The 20,935-nt window shown below is 42.3% G+C and carries 16 protein-coding genes; 8 read left to right on the top strand and 8 right to left on the bottom strand.

Annotated elements, in window-relative coordinates:
- Positions 1-61: 61 nt before the first annotated feature.
- The 4 genes from RM368_RS01325 to bioF all read left to right on the top strand — a co-directional run bounded on the left by RM368_RS01325 (position 62) and on the right by bioF (position 3,461).
- Positions 62-562 carry a YfbM family protein gene (locus RM368_RS01325; protein ID WP_322692370.1) on the top strand — a complete coding sequence of 167 codons (501 nt, stop codon included), beginning with the start codon at positions 62-64 and terminating at the stop codon, positions 560-562.
- Between the two features lie 140 nt (positions 563-702).
- Complete coding sequence (locus RM368_RS01320) at positions 703-1,461, top strand: sucrose-phosphate phosphatase (RefSeq protein ID WP_322692369.1); 759 nt, start codon at positions 703-705, stop codon at positions 1,459-1,461.
- The gene (ruvA, locus tag RM368_RS01315) at positions 1,461-2,093 is read left to right on the top strand and encodes a Holliday junction branch migration protein RuvA (RefSeq protein WP_099101282.1); all 633 of its coding nucleotides are present in this window, start codon (positions 1,461-1,463) and stop codon (positions 2,091-2,093) included. The genes RM368_RS01320 and ruvA overlap by 1 nt, the downstream gene beginning before the upstream one ends.
- 174 nt (positions 2,094-2,267) lie before the next feature.
- Positions 2,268-3,461 (top strand): 8-amino-7-oxononanoate synthase, encoded by a 1,194-nt coding sequence (gene bioF, locus RM368_RS01310; RefSeq protein WP_322692368.1) that lies wholly within the window; start codon positions 2,268-2,270, stop codon positions 3,459-3,461.
- 495 nt (positions 3,462-3,956) lie between these two features.
- On the opposite strand, the gene RM368_RS01305 is transcribed toward bioF, so the two are convergent.
- The 4 genes from RM368_RS01305 to RM368_RS01290 all read right to left on the bottom strand — a co-directional run bounded on the left by RM368_RS01305 (position 3,957) and on the right by RM368_RS01290 (position 11,390).
- On the bottom strand, positions 3,957-4,436 hold the full coding sequence (locus RM368_RS01305) for a response regulator (protein ID WP_322692367.1): 480 nt from the start codon (positions 4,434-4,436) through the stop codon (positions 3,957-3,959).
- A 15-nt stretch (positions 4,437-4,451) separates the two neighbouring features.
- Complete coding sequence (locus RM368_RS01300) at positions 4,452-10,124, bottom strand: AAA family ATPase (protein ID WP_322692366.1); 5,673 nt, start codon at positions 10,122-10,124, stop codon at positions 4,452-4,454.
- A 273-nt stretch (positions 10,125-10,397) separates the two neighbouring features.
- Positions 10,398-10,703 carry a hypothetical protein gene (locus RM368_RS01295; protein WP_322692365.1) on the bottom strand — a complete coding sequence of 102 codons (306 nt, stop codon included), beginning with the start codon at positions 10,701-10,703 and terminating at the stop codon, positions 10,398-10,400.
- Between the two features lie 27 nt (positions 10,704-10,730).
- Complete coding sequence (locus tag RM368_RS01290; RefSeq protein ID WP_322692364.1) at positions 10,731-11,390, bottom strand: NAD-dependent epimerase/dehydratase family protein; 660 nt, start codon at positions 11,388-11,390, stop codon at positions 10,731-10,733.
- 234 nt (positions 11,391-11,624) lie between these two features.
- On the opposite strand from RM368_RS01290, the gene RM368_RS01285 reads away from it, so the two are divergent.
- Positions 11,625-12,341 (top strand): molybdopterin-dependent oxidoreductase, encoded by a 717-nt coding sequence (locus RM368_RS01285; protein WP_322692363.1) that lies wholly within the window; start codon positions 11,625-11,627, stop codon positions 12,339-12,341.
- Positions 12,342-12,354: 13 nt separating this feature from the next.
- Here the strand turns inward: RM368_RS01285 and RM368_RS01280 are convergent, their stop codons facing one another.
- The 4 genes from RM368_RS01280 to RM368_RS38665 form a co-directional block, all read right to left on the bottom strand.
- Entirely contained in the window at positions 12,355-13,164 is an 810-nt protein-coding gene (locus tag RM368_RS01280) for a Uma2 family endonuclease (protein ID WP_322692493.1), read from the bottom strand.
- A gap of 62 nt (positions 13,165-13,226) precedes the next feature.
- Positions 13,227-14,108: a GNAT family N-acetyltransferase gene (locus RM368_RS01275; RefSeq protein ID WP_322692362.1), complete on the bottom strand. Its 882-nt coding sequence runs from the start codon at positions 14,106-14,108 to the stop codon at positions 13,227-13,229.
- A 386-nt stretch (positions 14,109-14,494) separates the two neighbouring features.
- Positions 14,495-15,733, bottom strand: coding sequence for a glycosyltransferase family protein (locus RM368_RS01270; protein ID WP_322692361.1), 1,239 nt, complete (start codon positions 15,731-15,733; stop codon positions 14,495-14,497).
- A 339-nt stretch (positions 15,734-16,072) separates the two neighbouring features.
- Complete coding sequence (locus RM368_RS38665; RefSeq protein WP_416212206.1) at positions 16,073-16,159, bottom strand: hypothetical protein; 87 nt, start codon at positions 16,157-16,159, stop codon at positions 16,073-16,075.
- 373 nt (positions 16,160-16,532) lie between these two features.
- On the opposite strand from RM368_RS38665, the gene RM368_RS01265 reads away from it, so the two are divergent.
- The 3 genes from RM368_RS01265 (at position 16,533) to RM368_RS01255 (ending at position 20,235) form a co-directional block, all read left to right on the top strand.
- Positions 16,533-17,156, top strand: a complete 624-nt coding sequence (locus tag RM368_RS01265) for a 4Fe-4S single cluster domain-containing protein (protein WP_322692360.1) — start codon at positions 16,533-16,535, stop codon at positions 17,154-17,156.
- 364 nt (positions 17,157-17,520) lie between these two features.
- Positions 17,521-18,537, top strand: a complete 1,017-nt coding sequence (locus RM368_RS01260; RefSeq protein WP_322692359.1) for an iron ABC transporter permease — start codon at positions 17,521-17,523, stop codon at positions 18,535-18,537.
- Between the two features lie 300 nt (positions 18,538-18,837).
- Positions 18,838-20,235, top strand: coding sequence for an ATP-binding protein (locus RM368_RS01255; protein WP_322692358.1), 1,398 nt, complete (start codon positions 18,838-18,840; stop codon positions 20,233-20,235).
- The last annotated feature ends 700 nt before the right edge of the window (positions 20,236-20,935 follow it).

Here is a 20,935-nt window from a genome sequence, read left to right as displayed (position 1 = left end):
GAAGACTATATTATTAGAAGCTAAAAAATAATAGCCTAATCTTGTAAGAAATAATATGGGAATGATAGGACACTATAGACGTATCACACCCAATCGACTTACTGAATTACAAAATAATCCAGAGTCTATTGTTACCTTTTTATTCTCTGATGACGAGGCATCTGAATCAGATGGGCGCTATCTCAATATTGACAAGACATGGCATGGTCTCCATTTTTTACTTACTGGATCGGCACTCCCAAACGATCCGCCTTTAACAAATGTTGTCATGGGCGGTACTCCACTAGGCGATCCAGAAAACCCAGATTTTGATTTTGGCCCAGCCCGCTTCCTCTCACCTCAAGAAGTACAAGAAGTAGCAAAAGAATTAAGCAAGATTTCCAAGACCGATCTGGAAGCCCGCTTCGATCCTTCAGCACTTTTGACAGCAGACGTTTATCCACATATATGGCAAGAAGGAAAGGAAGCACTAGAGTACATAACTGATTACTATATCTACGTGGTAGAGTTCTTTCAAGAAGCAGCTAAGTGTGGTGATGTAGTTTTGTTATACATATCCTGAGCTTTACATAGAATACAGTTTAGTTAAGCATTAATCCTCTAATTTACTGTCTGATACAATATTTTGTTTTCAACAAAGAAATCTCTTGCAAAAGCCCCTTCACGCGGTAGAATAACGAGATTTTGCAAGAGGTATTAATCATGAAACCATTTCTGTTTGTAACCGATTTAGATGACACCCTCGTGTATCGCACCGTCGGTGATGACAGCGCTTTACCAGAACTAAATCAACTGTTGGAGAGACATCGCCAAGAATACGGTACTAAAATCGTTTATTCTACCGGGCGATCGCCTGTACTTTACAAAGAACTCCAAGCTCAAAAAAATCTTTTGCAACCCGATGCCCTCGTCCTATCTGTGGGTACAGAAATTTACCTTAATGGTACTGATACTCCAGACTCAGATTGGTCAGAAATCCTCTCTCCAGGATGGGAACGGGAAACTGTATTATCTATTACAAAAAAATATCCTCAGTTAGTTCGGCAACCAGATTCAGAACAGCGTCCCTTCAAAGTGAGTTGTTTTTTAGAACAAGAAGTATCTGCGAATGTTCTACCACAACTTGAAGCTGAGTTGCAAAAAGCTAAATTAAATGTAAAGTTAATCTACAGTAGCGGAATAGACCTTGACATTGTACCCCTGACCAGCGATAAAGGTCAAGCAATGCAGTTTTTGCGCCAGAAGTGGAAATTTGCAGCAGAACAAACAGTTGTCTGTGGTGATTCGGGTAATGATATTGCTTTATTTGCTGTAGGCAACGAACGGGGAATCATTGTGGGGAATGCCCGAAAAGAGTTACTCCAATGGCACAATGAGCATCCCGCAGACTATCACTACCTGGCAAAAGGATTTTGTGCAGGTGGAATTATCGAAGGCTTAAATTATTTTGGTCTCTTGTAATGATTAGTTATTTAAAAGGTATAGTCGCTGGTATCCAAACAATTGGCGCTAATCGCGTGATTCTGACTCTGGAAGTGAATGGCTTGGGGTATGATTTGCAAGTTCCCCAACGCCTAGCAAACCAGTTACCAGAATCGGGAGGAGTAACGCAAATTTTTACTCATTTGCAAATTCGTGAAGAAGTGCCCTTTCTTTATGGCTTTGCTTCCCCAGCCGAACGCGATTTATTTCGCCACTTGCTGACTGTCACAGGTATTGGTGCGGCCTTAGCGATCGCCCTTTTGGACACTCTGGAACTACCAGATTTAGTCCAAGCAATTATCGCTGGCAATACACAAATCCTCATTCAGGCTCCCGGTGTCGGTAAAAAAATCGCCGAACGCATCTGTTTGGAACTGAAAAGCAAATTAGTCGAGTGGCGCAAATCAGCCGGGTTCTTCGTCGCCACAGGCGGGCCAGCCCCAGGAATTCTCGAAGAAGTGCAAATGACTCTTTTCGCCTTGGGATATACTGCTCATGAGGTCAGTCACGCCCTGCATGTGGTCAGCGAAGACATCGGACTACCCAAAGATGCCTATGTCGAAGACTGGATTAAACAAGCGATCGCTCATCTCAGTAGCGAACAAGTTTAATTGTCATTTGTCATTTGTCATTGGTGAGCCAGTGCGGTCTTCTCCCAAAGGGAGAGGCTAGCGCCAAGGGGGTTTCCCCCATGAGCAACTGCGAACCCGAAGGGTCATTGGGAAAGAGGAGGCAGAAGGCAGCTATGCTGGAGGCAGAAGTTCTTTAATTTTGAATTTTGAATTTTGAATTTTGAATTCGGAGCGAAGCGACGCGATCCTTATGCTTGGCTAGAAAAGTCCTTAGCAACAATTCATCGGGCGGACTGGTATCGCTCAGTACAACCGATTGATGGTCGTTCGGGTGCAACGGTGGTTTTAGCTGGGCAAGAGGTAATTAATTTTGCCAGCAATGATTATTTGGGATTGGCTGGAGATGAGCGGTTGATAACAGCTGCAACTGCTGCGATCGCTGAATTTGGAACTGGTAGTACTGGTTCGAGATTACTCAGTGGGCATCGAGAGTTACACAGGGAGTTAGAAGAGGCGATCGCATCTACCAAACAAACAGAAGATGCTTTGGTATTTAGTTCCGGGTATCTAGCAAATTTGGGTGCAATTACCGCCCTTGTGGGCAAGCGCGATTTAATATTTTCTGACCAGTACAATCATTCCAGTCTGAAAAATGGAGCGATTCTTAGCGGTGCAGCAGTGGTGGAATATCCACACTGCGATCTGGCAGTATTGAAAACTCAGTTGAGTCAACAGCGACAAAACTACCGACGCTGTTTGATTCTTACTGATAGCGTTTTCAGCATGGATGGCGATTTATGTCCGTTGCCTGCACTGTTGGCGATCGCTGATGAATTTAGCTGTATGCTGTTAGTCGATGAAGCTCATGCCACTGGGGTACTAGGAAAAACTGGCGCTGGGTGCGTCGAACATTTTGGATGTACGGGAAAGCAGTTAATTCAAGTTGGCACTTTGAGTAAAGCTTTAGGTAGTTTAGGCGGGTATCTAGCAGGAAGTAGCGCCCTAATTGATTTCTTACGGAACCGCGCACCCAGTTGGATTTATACCACTGGGCTTTCACCTGCTGATACAGCCGCAGCCTTAGCAGCAATCAAAATAGTGCAACAAGAACCGCAACGCCGCGCCCAATTGTGGAGGAATATACATTACTTGAAAACTTTGCTGCAACAGTTACCTAACCTGAAATTGCTGCCTTCTGAATCACCTATATTATGTTTTCAATTGCCCAGTGCTACAGATGCGCTCAAAGCTGGAAAACAGCTAAGAGATGCTGGCATTTTTGCCCCAGCAATTCGTCCCCCCACAGTCCCCACAAGTCGAATCAGAATATCCGTGATGGCAACTCATGAAGCAGCACATATTGAAAAATTGGTAGCAGCGCTGAAGGAGTTTAGCTGGCGACAGTAGGGTATGATATCATGTCCGCATAATTAGTTACGATTCCCATAGTCATTGCACCCCACCCCCAACTCCTCCCCGCAAGCGGGGCTACGGTGTACACACATCTTTAAAAATCTTACCCACCCAATATTTCTGTTCAAGTGAAAATCCCACACTGAGCAAATATCCCGCCCTGAACTAAAGTTCCGGGCTGATAAGCCAAAGTCCTCTAAAAGAGGACTAAACAAGAAATTTAGTTTAGTCTTCTTTTAGAAGACTTTCGTTATGAGACTCGGAATTTATTCCGAGGCGGCATAGATACACTGCACCAACACTTGTGTGTACACCGTAGGCAAGCGGGGAACTCGGGGCCCCCTCTGGGGATTAGGGGCAGGGAGACAAAGCACAGCTTTGGCGGGGTGGGGTTCTTCGGGTTTAATAAGTGATTAAGCGGACATGATATGAGTTATAATGAACGAAGTTCAAAGGTGGATGAACGGGGTTCGCAATCTTCAATCCCTTTTACAAAACTGGTAATTGATTAAACAAAATCCAATAAAAACCAAGCTGCTGGACTGCTTGGTTAAATTGTTCAAAATCGACAGGTTTGACGATGTAGCTATTCACCCCAAGCTGGTAACTCTCGATCATATCCCGATCTTCAGCAGAAGAGGTCAGCACCACAACTGGAATCATTTGTGTACGTGGATCGGACTTGAGTTGGCGTAAAACTTCTAATCCACTTATCCTTGGCAGTTTCAAATCTAGCAAAATGACTTTGGGTTGATTCGTCATGCTACGGTGGGCGTACTCTCCCCGACAAAAGAGAAAATCTAAAGCTTCGGCTCCATCTTCAAGTAGTTGAATATTATTGCCAATTCTACCGCGACGCAATGCTCTGATAGTTAGCTCGGCATCAGTAGAATTATCTTCAACTAACACAATAGAAATTGGTTGCTCTAAAGATGGGCCATTGGGCCGATCGATGGGTTGGTCACTCATGGGTTATATTTACCCTTAAAGGGTGAAATAAAAGGTTGCGCCTCGATCGATCGCTGCTTCTGCCCAGATGCGCCCACCGTGGCGTTGAATAATGCGCTGCACGATCGCTAGTCCAATCCCCGTACCTGTAAACTCTTGTTCGCGGTGCAGACGTTGGAATACTCCAAACAGATTATTGGCATACTGCATATTAAATCCTGCTCCATTGTCTTTAATGAAATATACTCCTTCCCCATCCATAACCTCATAGCCCACTTGAATGTAAGCAGGGGATTTGTAGCGGGTGTATTTAATTGCATTCGATAACAGATTTATCCAGACTTGTTTGAGCAGTGAAGGGTCAGCCTGACATATAGGTAAATCGGCGATCGCAAATTCAATCTGACGATCCTTTAAATCTGAGGCTAAATCACTCAGCAATTGTTGAATTATCTCATTTGGCAAGACGGGCTGCCGAGTCATTTCCTTACGATCTAGGCGGGATAGGTTCAACAAATCGTCAATCAACTCACCCATGCGTTTGGCATTATCCCGCACAATTTTTAGATAACGATTGCCTTCGGCATCGAGTTGCTTACCGTAGTCTTCTTGGATCATTCTCGCAAAGCCAACGATCGCCCGTAGCGGTGCCCGTAAATCATGAGAAACAGAGTAAGAAAAAGCCTTCAACGCTTTGTTAGCAGCTTGTAATTCGGCAGTTCGCTGGATCACTCGTTCTTCCAATTCAGCATTGAGTTGACGGACTTCTGCCTCTATGGCTTTCAGGGCGCTGATATCGCGCATGATTGTAGAAAAATATTCCAGACTGCCATCTGTGGCTTTGTGAGCAAGGATCATTTGGGAAACCGGAATTTCTCTACCATCACTGCTTAACAAGGCGGTTTCACCAACCCAGATTCCATTTTGGATAGCTGCCGGAATGCCTTGATTTTGGATAATCTCTAATGCCCACTGGGGATGGTAGTTGGGGATGGTCATGGTAGTTATATCTGTATCCAGTGGTATGCCTGCCAATTTTCTGGCTTGAGTGTTATTCCAAAAAACATTGCCTTGGGGAGTGGCCATGCCAATATGATCGGTGGATGCTTCTAGGATGGTAATTAGGCGATCGCGGTCTTTCTCGGCTCGTTGGCGTTCGGCAATTTCAGCCCGTAAGGATTCATTTAGTTCTGCCTGCTGCTTCAACAAACGGGCATTGTCAATGGAAATAGCTGCCTGAGTAGAAAGTAAACTAAAGATTTCAATTCGTTCTGGGGTAAAGGCGCTGGTGGTGAGATTATTTTCTAAAAGGACAATTCCAGTTAGTTTTCCCTGGTTCAAAAGAGTAGCACAAAGAATTGACTTCGATTGGTGCTGAACAATCCAGGGTTCAAATTGAAAGTTGCCCAATTGAGCAGCGTTGTTGAGGATAACACTTTCTTGCGTGCGAATCACGTAATTAATCAGTCCAGTCGGCAAGTAAGGAGTGCTATCTGCTGATGTCGATTCCAGGGGAATGGATTGCAAAACGGCTACTGTTTCATTGCCAATCGACCCCATCGCCTCAACCCGCCATTCATCTTCTGTTGGTAAAATCAGATAACCCATTTGCGCTCCGGCATTCTCAATCAGAATGGTCATCAGTTTTGCCAGGAGTTTATCTAAGAGAATTTCACTGGCGATCGCTTGGGAGGCTTTCAACACCGTTTCTAAATCCAGTATTTCTAACTTACTTGAAGTCGATTGTGTGGTGTCAAGTTGACGTGTTCCGATTCTTTGCGATCGCAGTTCTAGCAGTTGGGGATAGCGTCTTTCTAAATCTTGGACTTTAGCAGTTGCTCCCCAGCGCAGGTACCCGTACCTTGCCTCTTGCAGATAGGCTTTGGCAATTGTCATCCGGTTGTTTGCCAGATAAAATTTTGCTGCTAGTTCGTTGGCTAGCGCCTCTTCTTGGAGGTATTCATTTTCTCTGGCCAGGTTAATGGCGCGATCGTAGGCATCCATTGCTTCCACCGCTCGATCCAACACCCGATACCGTTCTGCTTCTACCAAGTGCCACTTGTGTAGATAGTTCATCGGGGCATGGTGTGCCCAATTTTGCATTTTTGCCTGATTTTCTGCTACCCGCTGAAGCAACTCTGACTGTTTCAAGGCATTTGTGTCTGAATACACTGCCAGTCGGGACAGAGAATCATAGAACCGAAAGATGGCAACCAATGCGGCTCCGGTCATAGCTGGCAAATACTCTTGTGCGAGGACAGCATTTGCGTAAGCGTAGCCCGTCGCAGACATCGCCTGATTTGCATTGTCAAACAGGTAACACAGAAATAATTTATTCAGGTAAAAATAGAACAAACCTCCGTGAAAATTCGTTTGTTGCATTTGAGGTAGCCGGGTTGCTTCATCATAAACTTGACCCGATAAAATACCAGGATCGGGAACCTCTTGAATTAAGTTCAAAACAGTTTGCCCGCAAATCTCTATAAAATGAATGCCAGATGAGTGCTTGATTTGTTTCACTGCCTGGGCATAATTCGTCAGGTGTAGTTGTAGTTCAGGCAAGGGTTGACCTACTGCAAATGAATAACCACAGAAATGCATAGCAGCGTAGCCAGCAAACTCTAAATCGCCTTGATCGACACCAAGCTGATAGCAATCTTGGAGTGGCTTGAGGCTTTCTCTTAGATGTGTTTTCCAAACACTAATCTGGTTGCTAACTGCGAATAAGGTTCTGGCTTGAATGGGTTTCGCATCTAGCTGATCCAGCAGACGTAACGCCAGTTGACCAAATTGATACCCTGCTTCAATCTCAAATACAACTCCACAGAGAATAATCCCATAGGCGGCATAGGCAAAGGGAGCCAACATCATATTTCCGTACTCAACCAGCAAATCCACCATTTTAAGTACAATCAGCACAAATAGGGGAGGTACTGCCAAATAAGCTGATGCACAGATACTTGTCAAAAGCTGCATTGCCGCCAGCATCTCTGGCTCAGACATCATTGGCAGGTTTACTAAATCTTCAATGCGTCTGTTTGCTAATTTTGAAGCAGTTTCCGAGAGCGCTTGTTGAACATTCTCAGAGGTTGGCTGGAGGGGAAGGTGAACCCCTAATTGCTGAAGTAGCTGTAAAGCAATTTGAATTGCCTCTAGCAATTTACTTTGAGCAACACAAGTTTGGATCTTGACATCGTAGACTTTTAAGCTATCTAATAGGGTTCTGGCACGATCTAGTACCTGTTGGAACAGTGGCTCTACTTGCTCGATATTACCGCTAAGATAGGCTGCTTCTGCTGTGGCGCTATACAGGGTAAGGGTCAGTTCATAGTTTGTTTGCCAGCTATTTGTTGTCAGCAGCTCCAAACCAGTTTGCAAATATTGCCAGGCAGCTTCATAAGCGGCTGATGCCTTAGCTTTTTCCCCTGCCATCAGGTTTAACCGGGACAAATTATCCTGCTCGGATTGAGTTTTTATCAGTTTTCTGCCCAAGTTCAACTGGTTGGCGATCTCAAAAATCTTGTCTGCTAACTTTTCGGAGGGAGTCATTTGCAACAAACATTGCCCCACTTGCCAATGAGTATTGCTTTGCTGGGCTTTCGGAAGGAGAGAATAAGCTGCTTGCTGAATGCGATCGTGAGCAAATTTGTATTCTATTGGGGGGCGATCGGGAAGGGGCACATTCAAGACAACAGATTTGTGAGCATTACTCATGGGCAAAATCAACCCTTGAGCGATCGCTACTCCCAAAGCTTGCGCGGCTTCTTGTTGGGATAATTGGGCGGCAAATGCCAGGGTTTCCAAATCAAAAGAGTTGCCAATGCAGGCAGATAGCTGCAACACTTGCTGCGTCTTTTCGTTGAGCTTCTGAATCTTACCTGCCATCAACTCTACAATGTTATCGGTAATTTTGCGATTTTGAATTAGTTCTATCGACCATCGCCATTTCTTTGTTTGGCGATCGAATTCTACTAGCCCTTCAGTGTAGAGAGATTTCAAAAATTCATTGATGAAAAAGGGATTGCCACCAGTTTTTTGTTGCACCAGTGACGCTAAGGGCAGGGAATTCTCTGGTTGGCAGTGTAATGTATCGGCAATCAGCTGATTGATATCAGGTAAACTTAATGCTGCCAGAGAAAGTTGGTTCACTACTGCTCCAGCTTGGCGAATTTCCTCTACCATCTGGTTCAGGGGATGAGCTGCATTTACCTCGTTATCTCGGTATGCCCCCATTAACAACAATGATTGTTTTTCGATAGAGGTAGCTAGCAGTTGAATCAGCTTCAGCGAGGCATTATCTGCCCACTGGAGATCGTCTAAAAAAATGACGAGTGGATGTTCTGGCTGGCTAAAAACGCGAATGAAATTTTGGAAGACTTGGTTAAAGCGATTTTGGGCTTCTGTTGGCGGTAGAACTGGTACGTCTGGTTGATCGCCGACAATTAATTCCACTGTGGGAATTACTTGGGTAATGACGCGACTGTTTGAGCCGAGGGCAGTTAAGAGGTTGTCTCGCCACTGACACAGTTGTACATCCTCTTCAGTCAGTAATTGTTTGATCGGTGACTCAAAGGCTTGAGCGATCGCAAAGTAAGGAATATTGCGCTGATACTGGTCAAATTTGCCTGAAATAAAGTAGCCCCGTTGTTGCGTAATCGGTTTATAAATTTCCTGCACCAATGCTGACTTGCCAATACCGGAGTATCCTGCTATCAGCATCAGTTCAACTTGAGAAGAAGACAGTTCGTCCCTCTTACCTGCTACTCTGGCGATCGCGGCTAATAATGTCTCAATCTCCCTTTCTCTACCATAAAGTTTTTCCGAGATATAAAACTTATCAGAAATATCCTGTTGCGCTAACAAAAATGGCTCGATTCGTCCCGTATTTTCTAGCTGAATTAGACACTGTTCTAAATCAGTTTTAATTCCCCAGGCACTTTGATATCGATCCTCTGCTGTTTTAGCTAATAGTTTCAGGATAATTTCGGAAACGATCGCCGGAATTGCTGGATCGAGCGTATCTGGTGGAACAGGTTCCAAAGCCAGATGGTAATGAATCAACTCCAGGGCATCACTAGATTCAAAGGGTAGCCGATGGGTCAATAGTTGATAGAAGGTAGCACCTAATGAATAAAAATCAGTTCGGTAGTCGAGAGAACGGTTCATCCTGCCTGTTTGCTCTGGAGAGATGTAAGCTAATGTTCCCTCTAATACGGTTGGATTTTTGAGAGTTAATGTCTCCCGCGATCGGGCAGTTGAAATTCCAAAGTCAATAAATTTAATTTGTTGTGTTTCTAAATTTAAAACAATATTTGACGGATTAATATCCTTATGAATAATATTTGCACTATGAATTTCACTTAAAATCTCAGCAATCCGAACAGCTAACTTCAGAAACTCGATTAAGGAAAATTTTCTTGCTGCGATAATTTTTGTTAAGGATTCGCCTCCAAAGTCCTCCAGAACGATCGCAAAAGTGCTTTGATATTGCTGCAAGTCGTAAGCCTGGATAACACCTTTCAATGATAAGCTGCGGGTAATTTCGTATTCTAGCTTATAGCGTGTGATTTCCTCTGGTGTAGGGTAGTCTTTCTTCAAAATCTTGAAGATTAAAGGCAAACGATCCCGTTCCCGAATTCCCCGATAGATCCGTGAATTAGCACTTTCATGGATTTTTGCCCAAATTTTATATTTAGGAATTTCCAGCATGGTTCAACCGCCTTCAATTCTTACATTCAGGAGCAAAGTAAGGTTGACTCACAAGCCAGATTATACAATAGTTAAACTCTTAATTATTCATTTATTTAGCTCAAGAACTCCAAGAAATAAATTATCCAATCAATATTGTGGAGTAGGCGTCTCGTCATTGGTATCAAGTTCAGGTATCAAGATGTCAATAGAGCGAGCAGCCATTCGTCGGTGACGTTGACGGATGGCTTTAATCAAGCTCATCGAACAATTGACTAGTTATTTACCCCTGATTTACTTTAAAAAATAAGTTCCTAACTCTTTTATTCTCTCTACCCAACCTTTCATCTCATCAGCCACTTTATACTTCCATTGAAGTTGAAGTACTTCTCTAGTATGAGAATCATCAAATATAACTTTGTCTTTGTTTTCAAAGACTGGGGGAATAAATTCTACCTGAGCAGCCTGGGCAAACATTTTTGACACCTGGCTAATACTAAAATTTTCAGGTGCAGCAAGGTAGTGTCCTCCTTTGGAGCCAAATCGCGCTACCGCAATGTAGCAGTCTGCTAAATCTTCAACATGAATCCACGCCGTCATAAAATCTGGTGGAAATGGCTGATAGCCTTAGTATGGTTTCCCTGTAATGAACTGCTGAATGGCAAAATCCCAGAAACTGCCACGAGTTGGTGCTGAACCATACACTGATGAAGGATAGACAATCGAGGCGTTACCTCCATTGCTGATATATTCTTCTACCAGCCCATCTTTCAACACATTTACACCCACTAATAAGTCAATACATACTAAATATTCGGGCAGTGTATAGCCTTTTGGCGGAGGTATTTCTGTTATTCGTCCTCCATTGGCGGTAATCAAAGAGAAATTCCCACTGGTTGTAATTACATGAATATCTGGCGAAACTGCACTAGTACCGTATAAAGCGGCTTCTAATGCTATACGGTCTAAAGCGAATTGAGCTTCTTGGCTTGATTCTGGAGGCATGTGCCACGCTACATTAATTACTGTTGTAATATCATGCTTGCGAATTGCTTGTGCAACATCATTGCTGGAAATTTCTACCTCTTGAGAGCGGATTATTTCTTTGCAGAAAGGCTTTATACCCTCAATATCACTACTCGGACGTACAAGTGCCAATACGGCAAAATCTTGTGTCTGAGAAAACTTTTGACACAGCGCTCCGCCAATATACCCGGCTGCACCTATAATCAAGACATTTTTAACAGAAGAGCTTTTTTCGGATGAAAATTCTTTGTTGTCTGACATATTTGAAAGTTGTAGCTAATTAGGGTTTTTTATGTTTTTAAAATAGCGCTTAAGACAAATTAAATATCCGTTATCAGTAGAAAATAAATGCGTGGGGATTTTTATGTGTGTAACTAACTTACAATTTTTAGGTTGGCGATCGCAAGGTAGATAAATGCGAAATATTGACTTTTACCTTTGCTTTAACCCTTGAATTAGTCAAATTAGTGAAATCTATGTTTCTGTAGAGGTTTTATGAGTCTGATTCTTCCCAAACGTACCCTATCCCGTCGCCGGTTACTGCAAGTATCTGGACTTTCAGGGGTAAGCTTTCTTCTTGGTGGCTGTGGAACAAATTTGTTCTCAGATAATCTGCGGCAAATCTCTGAGCCACTAAACCAAAGTCTTGAAGCACTTCTGCTAACTCAAAAACCTATACCTGAATTTCCTGTCAGTGCCATAGAAGCAGATAAATTGCTGATTAATACCTTTGATTTTACCCCGCAAATCGATCCGGCACAGTTTCGTTTAATAATTGATGGTGAGGTTAATAATGCAATGCAATTGAGCATGGCAGATATTCAAAAACTGCCCTTGACTTCAATGGTAATTCGCCATGTTTGTGTTGAAGGCTGGGCTGCGATCGTTCAATGGGGAGGTGTGCGATTACGAGATTTAGTAGCGCTGGTACAGCCGAAGTCAAACGTCCGTTATGTCTACTTCAAATCTGCTGATGGCTACTATGAAAGCTGGGATCTTGCTTCTGCCATACATCCCCAAACTCTCATGGCTTATCAAAAGAATGGACAACCCTTATCAGTTGATAATGGTGCGCCAATGCGCCTAGCCTCCCCAATTAAACTGGGCTACAAGCAAAGCAAGTGGGTAACTCAAATTACATTCGTCAGCAATTTATTACCTACTAAAGGCTATTGGGAAGATCAAGGCTATGAGTGGTTTGCAGGGCTATAAAACAGGCAAAAAGCTAATCTAAATCGGGTTCAACACCCAGCGTTCGCAATTGTGCTATCAACCGTTCAGCCCGTTGTCTTTCTTGTTCAGCCCGTTGACTTTCCTGTTCAGCTCGTTGACTTTCTTTTTCAGCCCGTTGACTTTCTTGTTCAGCCCTTTGACTTTCTTGTTCTGTAGAAGTCAATACCCAGCAGCCTGTCCAATCATACCACCGTAACCAGGGCTGTTCTACATCTTGATAGCGTCCCTGCCAAACACCCAAGCCTAATTCTAGTTCTGGTATCCAGAAGCGTGAGTCTGACAATGTTATTTCAGCATAACGACCACCGTCTAACTTAAATACCCTTAACTCATATTTATAGCGATCGAATACTACATAATAAGGAACACGCAGAATCTGCTCATATACTTCCCATTTTCCTGGTGGTTGCTTGATATCCCGCAATGTCTGCCCCAAGTCTTCTTTTTCAGTACCTGGAGACAGCAACTCAACCACAATAAAAGGCTGAACTCCCTCTTGCCAAAGGACATAACTTAAGCGTAAATCCCGTTGTTCGTAGAGGCGGGAAACACCTAAAACGGCAAACCAATCTGGTCGCTTATGCCACAGTGGATGGCGCGGATCGTAATAAAGATTCAGATCGCTAGCAACAAATATCTCGTCGCTTGGATAATTCGGGGGACGAAAGGTTTCGTCTAAAAGACGAGGTTGCAATAAATGAAACTGATCGGGCAAACCAGGCTCCTCTGGGTCTTCACTAGGAAGATCGTACATGGTTGGCAATACATCTTTTGGCGATCGCGGCGGATCAGTTTGATACATCATAAAGCAATTCTGATGATGAAACTCTCAGTTCTATTATGATTCAATTCTTTTTTAGTAACTCAACACCTTGCAGAACGCGGCAGCATAAATTTCTCGCCTTCTGCTGCAAATTTACCACGAACCATCAGCACAGTTTCATCAAAAGTATGGGTGAATGCTTGCACATCATTGACATCCAGAAGTTCTGGACTAAAGTAAATCACCACTTCTTCAATATGTTGAGGGATCTTACTAAGAATATTCTTTAAAGAGCATATCTGCGTTGTCACTAAATCGAAAAGATGAAGTCGGTTATCTTCTATCTCCATACAGGCGATTAAATCTAAATCTTCTGCATAATATAAGGGACGACTTCCTTCATTGACACAGAACACAGGTTTTTCGTTGACTACGCCAACTATATTAGAGACAGGAATGCGTGTTTCCAAAAGTCTGTGTAGCAAGGTGTAATCTTTAATATTTGTAAAATTCAGTATTCTGAAGCTATCAGTGCCACCTGTGGAGTTACACTTAACTTTAAAAATGTGTTCTTCGACAACACGAAAGCCAAAAGGTAAGTAAAACTTCGGTTGTGGTGTCGTCAGTACCAGGGTTTCATAAAGGCGATCGCGATCGCAATACCCTAGCACTTCCTCCATCACTTCACGGTAATACCCTCTCCGGCGAAATTCTGTACGGGTAGCTACTCCATGAACTCCTCCGACAGTGAGCCTTTGTCCCATAATTTGCATGGGAATTTCTAACACTCCTACATGGGTAATAGCTATATCATCATGAAAGCGAATAAAGGGAGTTGAAGCTGTTTCCCAGGATGCACCTAGTTTTCTTGCACATTCTGCTAAACTGCTGAGTCCGGGAAATGTGACTTCCATCAAGTCAAAAAGCTTATCGCTTAAGCTGGGATCGGCAGAAAATGACTGTTTGAAACGATACTGGCTCATAGTTCAAGTATTACAATCAATTCAGTAGAGACTACAAAATCAATTCCAGCAAATCCAGAAACAGCTAAAATATAAATGGATAGCAAGGGCGTAAGGTGTTGCATTTCCAACGTTTAACGCAATATTTCTCAAGCCTGAGTCTCTTCAAATAAGACTAAGCCATATTTATCGCCAGTAGGCAAAAAGCCAATTCCTCGATAAACTCCAGAAGTTCTGGACTAAAGTAAATCACCACTTCTTCGATAGGTTAAGGTATCATTATCGCCTCGATCGCTAAAAATCCACGACGAAAACAACTCAAACTACGATGAATGTTATATAGCACTTGTTCATTCATCCTTTAAGAAGATGAATGAACAAGTATTTCATTGTGATTTTAGACTCTTTTATATTCCCCCTCCATTTTTAAAGGAGGTTGGGGGGATCGATAACGTTTTACTACTGACGAAAGGACTTTTAAAACATCCTCTTAAGATGTTTACAGTTTTTTCAACTCCTCCAGAATCAAAGTTAATTTTATTAGGTTGCTCTTTGAGATAATTAATAATATTAATAGCCAGATAATCAGGTTGCAAATAATTATGATTGATAAATTTGACTATTCCTAAGTCGCTTAACTTTTCGGCTCTAATTATTTGTTCTCGCTCTTGATTACCTGTAAAGGGAAGAATCATAGCTCGTACACCTGTGGTTAAAATATTCATTATGGTGTTATAGCCAGACATATTTATTGAAAGGTCTGCCTTTTTCATGTAATTTAGCAAGTAAGGAGTATAGCGTCGAATATAAATATTTTTACTAGATTTTGCCATTTCTTGCAGTTTGCTAAATTTTGAATTGGGGATGAATGGCCCAGTAAAAACCTGAATCTGATGTGGCAATAATTTCTCCAAAAAAGGGGCTGTATTAACTACACATTCAAGCAATTCATGACCAAATCTACCACCCCCTACACTAGCTAAAATCAGAGGTTTGTCTGATTTAATAATTCCCCGATCTTCATTAGTTAAAATAAGATTTGTTGGTGGGTCTTGCACGACATATCCGGTGTAATGTACTTGGCACTTTAGATCATTGACTCTAGAAAAGGTTGCTTCTAATGGGACTAAATCTGGGTCGCTGTGAACCAAGAGTATATCAAAATATTTCTTGATTAAATTACATACTTTTTCTTCGTGTTTTACTTTTTTTTCTGGTTTAATAACTACAATATCTTGCAAGCTAGAAACTATTTTAGTTGAGCCTTTATTTGATTTGGCTAATTCTAATAATGGAATTAATTCAAAAGAAAAGCGTCTTCTCCCAAAAGGAAATAACTCAACTATTAAAATATCAGGCTGGAATTGCTTAAAAATTTCCAGAAGTCGATTTTTTCTAATTTCTTTGGCTTCACTAAGGCTAAAGGCATCATTTACCACTTGTAGTTCAGCTAATTCTAGATCGGTTTTAATTGTAGGCAGATTGATAACTTCTACACCAGCAGGAATTTCAAATCCTTGAATTATTTCACCACCATTAATAAAACAAACTTGGAAATCTTTGGTTAAACCTCGCACAATTTCGCGGCTGCGAACCAGATGTCCCATACCTAAAATATGTTGACAGTAAAACATAATACGCTTCATAAAAATTTTACCTCTGTAAATTTGGATGGTTGGAAGAAGGCAAACAAAACATAAAATAAATACTTTTATTACTTTTTACTTCAACAGCTTTGACAATCGTCGTTAATTCCAGTAATTGTACAGCTAGGTTATAGCAAAATGGAATCACGCTCTTTTTTTTGCTAGTAAGGTAGAGATGTATTGGCTAATTTTGGGCAAATCATTGAGATTAATTTTAGGTTAGAAAATCTGCGGAGTTTGGAGTTATTGTAACAGCGATCGCAGTAATATATCTAAAGTCAGATCGTTTTGAATTGCTGCTAAAATCCCCAAATTTGCCAAATTTTCTGCACGAATGCACTATTCTCGTGATGGCTTAATTCTGGGTACTACTACTGATGGCTTACCCACTGAGAGAATCTCGCAAGTTGTTTTGTAGCCACCCATTGCGACTACGGCATCTGCGGCGATGTAACTGATTAAATCCGGTAAATTTGTCTATCTGCACTTAGGGATATACAGCAGCTTTCAGTTTCAGTGCAGCTTGGTGTTTTAGGGGCATTTCTGGGCCACATATAATTAAGCTTCGTAATTTATGGGACGCTGGTAACAATACCAAACTCGATAAATATGTGTCAATTAACCTGTAACTATCTTCCCCAGCACCCGGTTTAGGAAATTAAAGCGGACTTTTTCAAAACATCAAAAGTTTTTGAGAGATTAATCATCAATTAAATCTCCAGTTATATAACTATTGTCACGGTTATCTAACTGGAGATTCGCTATATTTAACAGTTAACGGCTAAAAGGAGTTAAAGAGATGGAAATTAAGCCAACTGACCCATCGCTAGCACTCATAGAAATTCCCCCAGGCTATCTCAATATTATGGGTTATGTCGATCAATCAGAAGTTAATGGCCCTGGTTGTCGTGCAGTCGTCTGGGTACAAGGTTGTCTGCGTGAATGTCCTGGCTGCTTTAATACTAACTCCTGGTCTTTTGAGGCTAACCAATTAATTGCTGTTGAGGCTCTTGCCGAAAATATTCTCAGCAATCCCCGCAACACGGGTGTAACATTTTCTGGTGGAGAACCATTTTGGCAAGCAGCTGCACTGGCATCTTTAGCTCGGAAGGTAAAAGCTGCTGGTTTAAATGTAATGTCTTTTTCTGGCTTCACTCTTAAGCAGCTACAGTCCCAATCTGCGCCGCCAGGTTCCCAAGCATTGTTAGAACAACTCGATATCCTGATTGACGGGCCTTTTGTACAATCTCTGGCAGTTAATTCTCCCAATTCTCCAGTTTCTTCTAGCAATCAACAGGTTAGGGTGTTGAACCCAGCTTTCCAAGACCAGATTACTTGGGCTAGCGACCAGATCGAAATCCACATCCTCAAGGATGGTGGACGCATTGTTACTGGCTATCAAGGTGGACTAGAACTAACGTAGGGGTACGGGGGCAGGGGGCAGGGGGCAGGGAGCAGGGGGCAGCAGGGATAAGAAATAAGGGTCAAAACTTAAAAATTGAGCTTCTGAGGGTCAACATTGAGCTTCTGAGGATCAACTTTCACCTTCAGAAGGTCAACATTGAGCTTCTGAGGGTCAACATTGAGCTTCTGAGGGTCAACATTGAGCTTCTGAGGGTCAACATTGAGCTTCCGAGGGTCAACATTGAGCTTCCGAGGGTCAACATTGAGCTTCTAAAGGTCAAATTTTTAGATTCCTGCTCTCTCATCGAAAAGCTATCTTTAAATGCAGCAAATGCAGCTTTGTTTGGGACAGATTATATTTAAAAAAAAGACATATCATAAATTTGACTAGACCATTTCAGAAAATTTTTACTGAACACCGCGTATTTTGGGCTGTTTTACTTTTTGGTACAGCACTGGTGGTAACGCTAGCGCTGTCACTTTCTCAAGGAGCAGTACCTTTAAATATGTCGGAATTTTGGCAAGCCATTCTCCACAAAGGCGATCCGGTTAAACAGACAATTCTCTGGGATTTACGTCTCCCGCGCATTACTGCTGCGATTATTGTCGGCGCAGCTTTGGGAATGTCAGGGGCACTGCTGCAAGGAATGTTACGTAATAGTCTCGCCGATCCATTTATTTTGGGCATTTCAGCGGGTGCGGGACTACTGGTAATTCTGATGATTGTGTGCCACATATTTCCGATCGCAATTCCTTTTGCAGCATGGATAGGAGCAATTTTAACTGCCGCGATCGTTATTTTACTCGGTCGTTCGGGGTCGGGAATTTCTGTTGAGCGCTTAATTTTAGGCGGAGTAGCGGTGAGTTCTTTATTTGGTGCTGTACAAAGTACATTGCTGCTTTTAGCTGAAGATGGGCAAATTCAAGTTGCGCTCAGTTTCCTGGTTGGTAGTCTTAATGGACGGGGTTGGCAAGAAATTGCTACAACTGGCCCTTATATCATCGTTGCATTGATTGGGGGATGCTTGCTAGCGCGATCGCTAAACATCCTGGCTTTGGGAGATGATTTAGCTGTGAGTTTAGGGCTTTCGTTGACGCGATCGCGCCTGTTAATTGGTGGTGTCGCCACTCTATTAGCCGCAGGTGCAGTCAGCATCAGTGGCTTGGTTGGATTTGTCGGTCTTGTTATCCCTCACGGTGTCCGCCTAATTGTTGGTACAGATAATCGCTTTGTTTTACCACTTTCCGCCCTTGCAGGTGCATGGTTACTCACTTTTGCAGATTTACTCTCTAGACTAGGAGCAGTAGAACTACCAGTAGGTTCCGTCACTGCCTTGCTGGGTTCACCCGTGTTTATCTGGTTACTTTATCGTCGTTCTGCTGGGTTTAATAAATTTTGAGCGCTCAGACCGCTATCCATCCCCACCATATATACGGATCGGGTTTTTTGCGCATTCTGATAAACTGATACAAAGCCTTCTTCAACTATTTAAACCAAAATTCTCCATAGGAAAACACAGCTCTATAACCACCCTACTTTCTTATACCAATTTGAAAAAAATGCGACAGATAATACTCCCAAACCTTTGTTATGTCATGGCTTTCTTAATTTTGAATTTTGAATACTTCGACTGCGCTCAGTACAAGTTTTGAATTTTGAATTGGTATTATCCCCCCTGCCCCCTCAAGGAGGTTAATCGATGTTATGTGTTGAAGAATTAATCAACTTAGACCCATTTCAACAACTTCCCAAAGAGCGATTGCAGTGGGTTTGCGATCGCGCTCAAACAGTTGAACTTTCCCCCGGAGATGTGTTGTCCTATGAGGGAGACCCTGTATGTCGCTTATTTATCTTAGTCAAAGGTAAAATTAACATGACCCGCCGCAGTGAAGGAGTGGAAATTCCTATAGGGCAACACGAAGCTCCATCCTTTTTTGGTGAAATTCCAGTACTCACAGATGAACCTGCACCTGTGACAATGCGGGCATTTTCAAATTGCCACATCTATGAAATGAAAGGAGAAGACTTCCGCAAACTGCTGCATGAATGTCGTGATTTTGAGCGGATGGTCTTCCGAATTATGCAACGTCGTGTCCGGGGGCTAGAGTCTTTCATTCGTGGGCGAGAAAAGATGGCAGCTTTAGGGACACTTGCTGCTGGTCTTGCTCATGAACTCAACAACCCAGCCGCAGCTTTGGTTCGGACTTTAAAAGAAATGCCAGCCGCCATCCTAGAGTTACAACGAATGAACTTAGTTTATGGGCAACGTAATGTTGACGAAGCCCATACTCAACACTGGTTGAGAGTACGCGATCTAGGCTATGATGCGATTTTGAATAATCGCCTAGATCCAGTGACACTAAGCGATCGCGAAGACATATTGCTGGAATGGTTAGAAGACTATGGTGTAAACCAAGCTTGGAAATTGGCAGAACCTTTAGCAGAAGGTGGTGTTGAAGTTGAAACCCTAGAGCAACTCATGGAACGTTGGCGCAACGACAACACAGAATTGCGAGAACTGGGATTGCACTGGCTAGCGCTTTCCTTTGAAGTCATGTCGATGATTAAACATGGTTTGCGAGGATCTGAGAGGATTTCCGAACTAGTGCAAGCGATGAAGTCTTATTCTTATCTCGATCGAGGCACTCAGCAAGAAGTAGATATACATCAAGGCTTGGAAGATACCTTGCGATTGTTTGCTCATAAACTCAAGTGCGGTGTCCAAGTGCAACGCAATTACGATCGAAGTCTTCCAAAAATCCTTGCCTATGGCAGCGAACTCAATCAAGTGTGGACAAACTTATTTGACAACGCCATTGATGCAATGGATGGTAAGGGACTGCTAGAAATTACAACACATCATTGCGATCGCTATGCCCATATTGATATCATCGATTCTGGCAGTGGAATTCCACCTGAAATTAAAACCCGTATTTTTGAACCTTTCTTTACCACCAAATCAGTAGGACATGGTTCAGGACTTGGTTTAGAAACCGTTCGCCGAATTGTAGAAAATCGCCATCACGGTACGCTTTCATTTGAGTCGCACTCAGGTAGAACTTGTTTTACCATTTGCCTACCCTTATCAAAGCAATAAATCAATCAGAAATGGGATTAGAGATGAAAAAAATGGGAACCAATGGTTCCCAAAATCTAGCAGCAAGTGAATATTTTCGTCACACTTCTAGTTTCTTATTGTCTCCTACACTAGAATTCGTCTTATAGTTATAAATCAATACAGTTCAAGATAAGCAACAAAACCTTCATGTAGAAACGCGATTTATTGCGTCTCAAAAGACCAATTATCTACACCAATAACCCTTAGAGGATGTCTGAAAAGTTCTTTTATATACATCTTACCTTTGGAGATCCCCCTAAATCCCCCTTAAAAAGGGGGACTTTAAGATTCTTATTCCCCCCTTTTTTAAGGGGGGTTAGGGGGGATCAATAAATATTTGATACTTCTCAGACATCCTCTTAAGCCAAGCGTATTGAGCTATAAATAAAATATTGGGGTAAAAAATTATTTATCTGATAATTCTGATCTTGTGGACTGTTGATCGGAGTTAATAAATTCAGTCTTAGGTGGTTTTCCTATAGTATTAGGAGGTTGTTTTTTTGTTTTGGGTTGTGGATTAATATTCTCGCTCATGTTAATTATCTCCTTAATAGCTTTAATTATTTGGCTGTTTTAAAATTTCTTGCTTGGAGTTGAACAAGCAAAAAATTCAGTGAACGCAATCAGTTTGTGTTCTGATGATTATGACTTCAAGCGATGCGATCGCAATTCCGTAATT

The organism is Nostoc sp. DedSLP03, from assembly GCF_034530815.1.
Taxonomy (GTDB): Bacteria; Cyanobacteriota; Cyanobacteriia; order Cyanobacteriales; family Nostocaceae; genus Nostoc.
The sequence above is the reverse complement of the archived record's forward strand: the minus strand, read 5'-3'. Positions and strand labels throughout refer to the sequence as shown.